A 10,565-nucleotide genomic window follows, 5' to 3' on the forward strand; every position below is an offset into this window, starting at 1 on the left:
AGCTTAGAAGCTCTCTTTTATGGTAAATGTCATTAATTCGTATGTCTTTGGATGTCTAAAAGTGATACTTTCTGCATGTAGGTATAGTCTATCTGCTTTGGTACCATATAGGTCATCACCTACTATAGGTGTGTTTAGTCCTTTTGGGTGTGAGGCATGCATACGCAGCTGATGTGTACGCCCTGTGATAGGATAGAAGTACACTTTTGTCTTGCCATCTTTTCGTTCTATCACTTCGTATCTAGTCTTGGCATACTTGCCATATTCATAGCATACCATCTGTCTAGGTCTATCGTCAAAGTCTATTCTCAACGGTAGTTCTATAATCCCTTCGTCTTCTGCTATGATACCATCAAGTATAGCGACATATCTCTTCTCTAAGCTCTTCTTTATAAACTGGCTCTGTAGTGCTTTATGAGAGTCTTTATCCTTAGCAATGATTAAGATACCTGATGTAGGCATGTCTAATCGGTGTACGATAAGAGGCCCTGTAGCATTAGGGTAGCGAAGTTTCATACGTTCATATACAGAGTCTAGTATATAAATACCAGGTACAGATAAGAAGTCTTCAGGCTTATTGACAATAGCAAAGTACTCATCCTCATAGACTACCTCAATAGGTCTATTAAGAGCAGGGTTGATTAGTAGTGGGTTATCATCTACTTCTAAGCCTTCTAGCATATGTCCTAAAATAGGCTCACACTTACTGCGACAAGAAGGGTAGAAGTGCTGATGCTTGCGAATCTCTGACTTCGGAGACTCTCCCCACCAGAATTCTCCTAAGGCAATAGGCGTATAATTATGCTCATAGGCGTATTGCATCAGTTTAGGAGCGGCACAGTCTCCTGCAGCAGCAGGTGGCTGTTGTAATACTGTCTTTTCGAAGATCTCTAATAAGCTTTGTTCCTCTCCTTTGTAATTTAAGAATTTGTAAGAAGCGAATAGTTTTTGCTGTAGTCCATTAGACTTTTGTTTGCGTTCTTCTTTTAGGTTATTTAGCTCCTCTTCTATACTTGTCGTGATATCTCTAGTCGTAGTGATTTGCTCTTGCCAATATTCTGTCAGTACGCGCAACTCATATTTATCTCTTAAGCTCTGTTTGACTAAATCATCATTTAAAAGCTGAAATTCTTCAGGAGAGAGTATAGCTTCTTGTTCTTTTCGGATGGCTTTTCGCTCGTTTTTTTGTTTTTTATGCTGTGCTTTCTTCTCTTCGATGGCTGTTTTTTCTTCAGCTATCTGTTGTTTCAATAAAGCTTTGGCATTGCTATATACAGTATCTGCTTCTAGTTTTTCTATTTTGGCATTGATAGCATTAATAGCTTTTACCTCTACATCTTCTCTTGCAAAAAAGCCGTCTTCATTCCACAGGTCAAAGATTAGAGGTACATATCCCTCTAGGTCTGTATGACTGCCTAGCTTACCAGAGAAGCCTGCTAAGTAGCCTAGTTCTCCTTTTTCATTTTTTACTACTAGTACACCAAACATCTTACCTGTAGGTAGGCAATTCTCATCCCCTGTGTCAAATAGCGGTGCTATAAGAGGATGTGTACTTAGTTCACGTTGTAACTCTTCTGCTGCTAGTACGGTTAGGGGATGAGGTTCGTAATAAAAAGGGAAAGTAAACTTAGTCGGCAGTGCTATAGACTGCACATCACTGGTAAACTTTCTGAAGATAGCTTTAGGCTGAGACATGTAATTCTAATTTTTAGACTGCAAAATTAAGGATAAAAGGGAGATGGGAAAGAGCATTGTTTTAAAATCTTATAATTCATATTTAGCTATTTCAAAAAGTATTTGATAATTATTAAAAGATGTAAAACTATTTTTGTAGTTTAGTAACTAATTAATTAGTTATTTAGACAAGGTAAAATATCTTGTTATATAAAGAATAGCAAAGATGAAAAAAATATTGAATTTAATGTATCTGTTTTTTATAGTAGTAAATAATATGTCTGCTCAGAGTACAAAAGGCTTTCCTAAGATAGAAACAGAGATTATAGGACAATCTAAGTTGTCTGTGTATTATCAATTAGAAGATAACTCAACAAGTAAAAAGAAATCAGGAGAAACAGTGTTACAGATACTTGATTCTAAGAGTAAGTATTTTGATGTAGTTGAATCAGATGCTATCGCTTATAATAATGCAGCACTTACGGGAGAGTTGAATAAGGATAATATAGCTGAAGGTCTGAAGGTGTTTGGTAAATATGTTTATAAAGGTGTAATACTGAAAGATTTTTCAACATCTAAAGTAGTGGTAAATGATTTGATAGGAGGTAAGAGATTTGAATATGAGGAAAGTATTCCTAAGATAGAATGGAAAATAGGAAAGGAACAGAAAGAAATTTTAGGTTATCAATGTACTAAAGCTACTGCTAAGTTTAGAGGGCGTGATTATGTAGTGTGGTACACAGATGATTTGCCTATTAGTGATGGTCCATTTTTATTTACTGGATTACCAGGTTTGATATTAGAAGTAAGAGACACTAAGAATGCCTATGCTTTTATAGCTAATAGAATTGAGAATAAGAATGAGGAGGTATTTTTAACTATTCATCCTAAAGTAACGAAGACAGATAGAGGATCATTTAGAAGAGGAGATAAGAATGATCATCTTGATCCAGGAGCTTCATTACAAGGAAAGATTTATACAGAACCAGGAAAAGTGACTAATATAAGTGGAATGAAATCAATACCCTATAATCCGATAGAGTTAGAGTAATGTTTGTGTTTGTTGTGTATTTGTTAAGTAATTGTTTTTATTTATTTGTTTTTTATGAGATTTATTTTTTTGGATATTGTTTGTTAACTTTATTTAACATAACTTTAATTTGTAAGTTCTTTGGTGCACAAGAAGGATTTTAGTTTTAACCAAATAAATTTAAAATTATGAAGAAAACAATGAAAGCCATTTTAGTAGTGGCAGTTTTAGTAGTGAGTACGGTAGCATTTGCAGCTGCAGAAGGATGGATTACTGTACATGATAATTGTGGAGGTACTTTTTATTTAAAGGCAGATATGTATCCTGATGGAGATGCGGCATTAAAAGCTGCAGAAAAATATAATAAATTACGATGTCAATAGTTGATTTTTTTTATTGAAGATTTTAGTTATTTATAACTGCTAATTAGATTAATAATTTTTAAAACCAAGGAATATAGTACTATACTCCTTGGTTTTTATAAGTATAATACAAATTATGAAAAATATTTTTATTTTAATAGTTATAGTTTTTAGTACTGTAAACAAAGTTAAAGGACAAAAGTCAAAAGGCTTTCCTAAGATAGAGACAGAGATTATAGGACAATCTAAGTTGTCTGTGTATTATCAATTAAATGATAACTCTACAAATCAGAAGAAATCAGGAGAAACAGTGTTACAGATACTTGATTCTAAGAGTAAATATGTAGATGTAACTGAAGATAAAATGATTGATTATAATAATAAGCACTTTTTAGGAACAGTCAGTAATGAAAATTTTGGAGAAGCATTAAAGTTGTTAAAACAATATGTTTTTTCAGGCACGATAATAAAAGACTTTGAAAAGTCAAAAGTAATTATTCATAGAGATATTTCAGGTTATAAGTTTCAATATGAGGAAGGTATTCCTAAGATAGAGTGGAAAATAGGAAAGGAACAGAAAGAAATCTTAGGGTATCAATGTACTAAAGCTACTGCTAAGTTTAGAGGGCGTGACTATATTGCCTGGTATGCTAGTGAGTTGCCGATTAGTGATGGTCCATTCTTATTTACTGGATTACCAGGTTTGATATTAGAAGTAAGAGATACTAAGAATGAGTACGTTTTTATGGCTAATGGTGTAGAGCGCAAAAATGAAGATGTATATATAGCCTTATATCCTAAAGTAACGAAGACAGATAGAGAATCATTTAGAAGAGGAGATAAGAATGATCATCTTGACCCAGGAGCTTCATTACAAGGAAAGATTTATACAGAACCAGGAAAAATGGCTAATACAAGTGGTATGAAGTCAATACCCTATAATCCGATAGAGTTAGAGTAAAATGAGCATTAAGAGTATAAATAGCGAGAGAATTAGTCTGAGATTGTTTAATCAATTTTGGACTATATTTTTATTGCTGTTTACTCAGTTATGTTTTAGTCAAGGTAGTATTGTGAAGGGGAGAGTTATTAATGGAGAGAGTGACGAACCTATAGAAGGAGTTATCTGTAAGGTATACGATAGTACCGATGAGATGATAACTTATGCATTAAGTACTAAGTCTGGCGAAGTGTTGATAAAGAGTGATGAAACACCAGCATATATTATATTTTCCTATTTAGGGTTTCAGAATGAGAGAGTGGAGTATATTTCGTTTATAAAGAGTAAAGAGGTAAAACTGTTTAGCAAGGCGATAGAGATAGAGGAGATCGTGATTAAAAGTCAGGCTATAACCCAAGAAGGAGATACGCTTAACTACAGTGTCACTCCCTTTAAAGGAAAAGAGGATCGCTATCTGAAAGATGTCTTAAAGAAGCTACCTGGTATTACAGTAAATACGACAGGAGCTATTACTTATCAAGGGAAGCCTATTAATAAGTTTTATATGGAAGGGCTTGACTTGCTAGGTAATCAATATACAATAGCATCTAATAACTTACCTATCGATGCTGTACAGTCTGTACAAGTGATAGAGAATAATCAACATATCAAAACACTAAAAGGAGTTGAATTTAGTGAGAATGCGGCTTTAAATATCAAGTTTAAAGACGAGTATAAACAAAAGCCTTTTGGTGAGGTTAAGACTGCTTTCGGCGGATCACCTCTGTTGAGCAGCAATAAAGTATTCGCTACTTTAATAGCCAAGAACAGTCAAACTTTAGTGACTGCGAAGTCTGATAATACAGGTGTTAATATAGAAGTAGATACAAGAGAACAGATTGACTTTACAGATTTGTTTTCTTTTGATATGCCACTCAAGCAATACATCGGTAACACGAGTATTCGTAGAATACCGATGGATGAGAAACGATACTTGTTTAATGAAACGTATTTAGGATCTATCAACCATCTAAAGAAACTTGCTAAGGAGGCTACATTGCGTTTTAAGGTTGACATTACAAAAGATCACAAACAACAAGATAGTTACTATATTTCTAACTACGATTTAATGAATGGTGAAGTATTGACATTAAACGAGGATAGGAATGTTGCACTTAGTAATACTAGATTAAATGCTTCTGTGAACTATGAAAAGAATAGCACAGCTGTCTATTTTAAGAATGAACTGAAGACCATCTTTAATTGGCAGAGAAGCAATGAAAGTTTGCTGCAGGGCTTAGATCAGTTTACTAATCATGTTAAACAGGATAATGTGACTATTCAGAATCGCTTTGCGTATATATTTGGAACGGATAATAATAAGTATACGATCGATGCATTCATAAAATATGTAGATCAGCCAGAGCGTATGACTTTAAATACGCTTAAAGGAACTGATAAGGTGTCTAGTATGGATAGGCAGAAGGTAGATAATAAGCATTTATTGTTTAAAGCCCAATCTGGCAAGACGATGAGAGTGTGGTCTAATCCACTGTCTTTTAATGTAGAGTTGTACTATAATAATGATGAGTTAAAGACTAGATTAGAGACAGATAAGAAATATAGTTTTTTAGATCAATATCTACATGATAATAGTGTAAGATTTAAGAAATATGGGACTACATTAACGACGAGTTATACATATTATTTAAAAGAAGGTAATTTACGTATTAACATACCTCTAAAATATGAACAACACAGTGTATCTGACAGAATAGGAGTTGAGAATGAAGAGAAAGGTAACTTCTTAATAACACCTTCAGTTTCGTTTAATTATAATTTGAATCAGTTGTGGAAGTTTAATGCGAATACTTCTTATACAGAGTCTGTAAGTCAGATAGATAATTATTATCAAGGAGTGGTGATGGCTACCTATAGAGATTTTATGACTTATGGTAACTTGCCACAGAAGTATAAGTCTATGCGTTATGAGGTAGGTTTAGATCATCGCAATCTATTGACTTCTGTATTCTTTAATTTGAATATAGGGTACCAACCTTCTAAGATTAATGTAGCTAATCAAGGATATTATGATAAGGATTATACGTGGAGCAATAAAGTAGCGCAAGATATAAAGATGGATAAGTTATATCTAAATACGAGAGTGTCTAAGTTATTTAGTGAGTTAAAGACGACATTAGCTTTAAGTACTTCTTATGAGTATTATAAAAGTGATATATGGCAACAGAATACGTTGTTTACAAACTACAGTAATCAGTGGACTGTAGGTTTTGAGGCTTTTGTAAAGAAATTAGATTGGATGTCTATACAGTATATCATTAGTGACAATATATTTTGGGAGAACAATCAATTTAGAAATACTGATAAGTTACACAATATCACTCAACAAGTGAATTTGTCTTTCTTTACTTTAAAGAATGTACAATTACAGCTCAGTGGAGAGCATAACTATAATGATATGGGAGGTAAGGAGAGTTATAAAAACTTCTTTATAGATGCTACAGCATCATATAAGTTGAAGCAAGTGGAGTTCACAGCATTGTTACAGAACTTACTTGATAAAAAAGAGTATTCGTATACGAGTTATAATGGGTTAAATAGCAGCTCCTTAAAGATACCTATTCGAGGTAGAAGTGTTCTTATAGGAGCTACATTTAGTTTTTAATATTGTTTTACTTATCAGCCTCTTTCATCACTTGCACTATTTTCATTACAGCCTGTTGTGCATTGGCAGTACCGCTGTTTGCCATAATGATATAGGCAGTATTCGTAATTCCATCTATCTGTGTATAGGTAAAGAATGTACCATCAGAACCAGCGTGGTCATATAGCTTAGTAGTTTCATTGATAAGATTCCCCCAGCCTATAGCATATTTGCTTTGACTATTAAATAAGAAGTCATAAGTACTTGCTTTAAGGGCGTTGTTTTGACCTGCAAGACCTTGTAGATTGAGTTGGATGTATTTGATATAATTCTCTATATTCATACTTAAGTCACCAGCAGGTTCTATAAGGGTTAATGCATAGTTATAAGTAGGAGGTACAGATTCTAGTACATCATACTGTAGGGCATGTCCCCAAGGTTGGTTTTCTAGATTGCGATTTGGCCAGCCGATGACGAAGTCTATACCTAGTTCATTGGTTAGAATATTTTTTGCTAGTTCTTCCCAAGATTTGTTAGCTACTTTCTCTAACATAGAAGCTGCTATACTATACCCTGCATTAGAATAGGTATATCCATCAGGAGCTTCTAGTGGAGCCATCGTTAATACATGTTGAGCGAAAGCTTGTCTCTGTTGTTGTTTTGTCCCTTCAAATTTAGGTAGACCAATGCGTTCTGTACCACTAGTAAAGGCGTGTACTTTAGCTCTGTGAGAGAAGAAGTCCTTCAGTGTAGCAGTGTAGTATGCAGGATTAGCAGATTCTTTTGCTTCAGGGAATAGATCAAAATAGGTAGTATTCCATTCGATTTTGCCTTGTTCTACTAGCTTCGCTGCTATAAACCCTGTAATCGCTTTAGAGTTAGAACCTAAGTGGAAGTAGTCTTTTAGATCAGCGTTAGAGGGTGTGTTCTTTTCACTGAATTTGTGATGTCCTGAGATTCCTTTTTGAACAGTCTGGTCTTTTGTTACAATGGCAAAGGCGACTTCAGGAACGTTGTATAGGTTGCGTATACTATCTATTTTAACGTGTAAGTCTTGACTGTATATTGTTTGACTACATGATAATATGAAGGCTGAGGTTAGTATAAGTAGTTTTTTCATGTTTTGGATTTATTATAAAAACTAAGGTAATGATATTCGGTTTATAAATAAGTTTTTCTCCTTCGAAAAGGTTAGGTAGAGGGAAGGTAATTGGTGATAAATAACCGAAATAACAAATAATTTTTAAAAAAGTATGTTTTGTTGCTTTTGCTTTTTGTGACTTAACGAGTTAAATAGTATCTTTGGCGACTCAAAGTATTAAAATAATACCGATATGTTTGATAATTTAAGTGATAAATTAGATAAAGCCTTTCATATCCTTAAGGGACACGGCAAGATTACAGAAGTCAATGTAGCAGACACTCTAAAAGAGGTTCGTAGAGCTCTATTAGATGCCGACGTTAACTTTAAGATTGCTAAAGATTTTACTAATATAGTAAAAGAAAAAGCCTTAGGACAAGAGGTACTTACAACTTTACAACCAGGACAATTGATGATCAAAATCGTTAAGGACGAGTTGACTCAATTAATGGGAGGTGAGGCTGCGGGTATTAACTTATCTGGTAATCCTTCAGTTATTTTAATGTCAGGTTTGCAAGGGTCAGGGAAAACAACGTTCTCTGGTAAACTAGCAAACTTCTTAAAGACAAAGAAAAATAAGAAACCTTTATTGGTAGCGTGTGACGTATATCGTCCTGCGGCTATTAATCAGTTACACGTAGTAGGTGATCAATTAGGTATAGAAGTATATTCAGAAGAAGGAAATAACAATCCTGTACTAATTGCAGAGAATGCTATTAAGCATGCGAAAGCAAATGGATTCAATGTAGTGATTGTCGATACAGCTGGTCGTTTAGCAGTAGACGAGGAGATGATGACGGAGATCGCTAATATTCACAAAGCAATTACACCGCATGAGACACTATTCGTAGTGGACTCTATGACAGGACAAGATGCCGTAAATACAGCGAAAGCTTTTAACGATAGATTAAACTTCGACGGAGTTATCCTTACTAAGTTAGATGGGGATACACGTGGAGGGGCTGCAATCTCAATTAAATCAGTAGTAAATAAACCGATTAAGTTTATCGGTACTGGTGAGAAGATGGAAGCGATAGATGTGTTCTATCCAGATCGTATGGCAGACCGTATCTTAGGGATGGGAGACGTTATCTCGTTAGTAGAGCGTGCACAGGCTCAATACGACGAAGAAGAGGCTCGTAAAATCCAGAAGAAAATCGCGAAGAATGAGTTCGGTTTTGATGATTTCTTAAATCAGATTCAGCAAGTGAAGAAGATGGGGAATATGAAAGACTTGATGGGGATGATACCTGGAGTTGGAAAAGCAATGAAAGATGTAGAGATAGAAGATGATGCGTTTAAACATATCGAGGCTATTATCTACTCGATGACACCTGCAGAACGTTCTAAACCATCTATTATAGATGTAAAACGTAAGAACCGTATCGCTAAAGGATCAGGTACAGATATACAACAAGTGAATCAATTGCTTAAGCAGTTCGATCAAATGAGCAAAATGATGAAGATGATGCAAGGGGCAAAAGGAAAGAATTTGATGAGAATGATGGGGCAAATGAAAGGCATGCAAAGATAATTAAAGAAGAAGGTTTAAGGTTCATTATGAGGTTTAAACCTTCTTTATTTACATACACACAACACACATTTTATTTTAATGCAACTACTAGACGGAAAAAAGGTATCGGAAGATATCAAGAATGAGATCGCTGTTGAGGTTCAACAGATGAAAGCTCGTGGAGAAAAAGTACCTCATTTAGCAGCAGTTATTGTTGGTACTAATGGAGCAAGTTTAACTTACGTAGGAAGTAAGGTTAAATCTTGTGAGAAAGTAGGTTTTGAATCTACATTAGTTTCTTTGCCAGAAGAAACTACAGAAGAAGAGCTTTTAGCTAAAGTAAAAGAATTGAATGCTGATCCTGCTATAGATGGATATATCGTTCAATTACCTCTTCCAAAACACATTGATGAGCAAAAAATCTTATTAGCTATCGATGCGGATAAAGACGTAGATGGGTTCCACCCAACGAACTTCGGTCGTATGGCTCTAGAGATGGAAACATTTTTGCCAGCTACTCCTTATGGAATCATGGAATTATTAGAGCGTTATAAAGTAGAGACAGCAGGTAAAAACGTAGTAGTTATCGGTCGTTCTCACATTGTAGGTCGTCCTATGAGTATCTTATTAAGCCGTAAAGGTTATCCTGGGGATGCTACTGTGACACTTACACATAGTCGTACTAAGAATATTGCAGAGATTACTAGAGAAGCAGACATTATCATTTCAGCATTAGGAGTGCCTTACTTCTTAAAAGGAGATATGGTGAAGGATGGAGTAACTGTAGTAGACGTAGGTATCACACGAGTACCAGACGAGACTAATCCTAGAGGATACGTTATCGCAGGAGATGTGGACTTCGATGAGGTTAGTAAGAAAGCCGCTTTTATCACTCCTGTACCAGGTGGTGTAGGACCAATGACAATAGCGATGTTATTGAAGAATACTTTATTAGCTAGATCAAGAAGAGCTAAAAAAGGGGAATAAGAATTAGACTATTCTATTTATATATCAAGAGAGATGAGAGATCATCTCTCTTTTTTTTGTTTCATATTAATCGCCTTTACTGATGTGTTATATTGGGTATGTATTGTGTGACATGCAAAGTATTGCATCTCTACTGATGTGTTATATTGGAGATGTATTGTGTGACATGTAAAATATTGCATCTCTATTGATGTGTTATATTGGAGATGTATTTATTGAAAATACAAAATATTGTGTCTCTACTGATGTGTTA

The 10,565-nt window shown here is 34.7% G+C and carries 8 protein-coding genes; 6 read left to right on the forward strand and 2 right to left on the reverse strand.

Translation table 11 applies throughout. The features are described from left to right. Positions 1-3: 3 nt before the first annotated feature. A complete protein-coding gene (locus tag AABL87_RS06575; RefSeq protein ID WP_341277101.1) occupies positions 4-1,695 on the reverse strand; it encodes an RluA family pseudouridine synthase in 1,692 nt (563 codons plus the stop codon). 205 nt (positions 1,696-1,900) lie between these two features. On the opposite strand from AABL87_RS06575, the gene AABL87_RS06580 reads away from it, so the two are divergent. The 4 genes from AABL87_RS06580 (at position 1,901) to AABL87_RS06595 (ending at position 6,692) form a co-directional block, all read left to right on the forward strand. Continuing rightward, positions 1,901-2,725: a GLPGLI family protein gene (locus AABL87_RS06580; protein ID WP_341277102.1), complete on the forward strand. Its 825-nt coding sequence runs from the start codon at positions 1,901-1,903 to the stop codon at positions 2,723-2,725. Positions 2,726-2,892: 167 nt separating this feature from the next. Further along, positions 2,893-3,087, forward strand: a complete 195-nt coding sequence (locus AABL87_RS06585) for a hypothetical protein (protein ID WP_016649775.1) — start codon at positions 2,893-2,895, stop codon at positions 3,085-3,087. 115 nt (positions 3,088-3,202) lie between these two features. Further along, complete coding sequence (locus tag AABL87_RS06590) at positions 3,203-4,027, forward strand: GLPGLI family protein (RefSeq protein ID WP_006263084.1); 825 nt, start codon at positions 3,203-3,205, stop codon at positions 4,025-4,027. A gap of 1 nt (position 4,028) precedes the next feature. Next, on the forward strand, positions 4,029-6,692 hold the full coding sequence (locus AABL87_RS06595; protein ID WP_341277103.1) for a TonB-dependent receptor: 2,664 nt from the start codon (positions 4,029-4,031) through the stop codon (positions 6,690-6,692). A 7-nt stretch (positions 6,693-6,699) separates the two neighbouring features. On the opposite strand, the gene AABL87_RS06600 is transcribed toward AABL87_RS06595, so the two are convergent. Further along, positions 6,700-7,791: a serine hydrolase domain-containing protein gene (locus AABL87_RS06600; RefSeq protein WP_341277104.1), complete on the reverse strand. Its 1,092-nt coding sequence runs from the start codon at positions 7,789-7,791 to the stop codon at positions 6,700-6,702. Positions 7,792-8,005: 214 nt separating this feature from the next. On the opposite strand from AABL87_RS06600, the gene ffh reads away from it, so the two are divergent. Both ffh and AABL87_RS06610 read left to right on the forward strand, forming a co-directional pair. Continuing rightward, positions 8,006-9,346, forward strand: a complete 1,341-nt coding sequence (gene ffh / locus AABL87_RS06605; protein WP_006256930.1) for a signal recognition particle protein — start codon at positions 8,006-8,008, stop codon at positions 9,344-9,346. A 78-nt stretch (positions 9,347-9,424) separates the two neighbouring features. Further along, positions 9,425-10,312, forward strand: a complete 888-nt coding sequence (locus AABL87_RS06610; RefSeq protein WP_006256929.1) for a bifunctional 5,10-methylenetetrahydrofolate dehydrogenase/5,10-methenyltetrahydrofolate cyclohydrolase — start codon at positions 9,425-9,427, stop codon at positions 10,310-10,312. The last annotated feature ends 253 nt before the right edge of the window (positions 10,313-10,565 follow it).

Origin of the sequence: Myroides sp. C4067 (assembly GCF_038039665.1) — a bacterium.
GTDB classification, from domain to species: Bacteria; Bacteroidota; Bacteroidia; order Flavobacteriales; family Flavobacteriaceae; genus Flavobacterium; species Flavobacterium odoratimimum.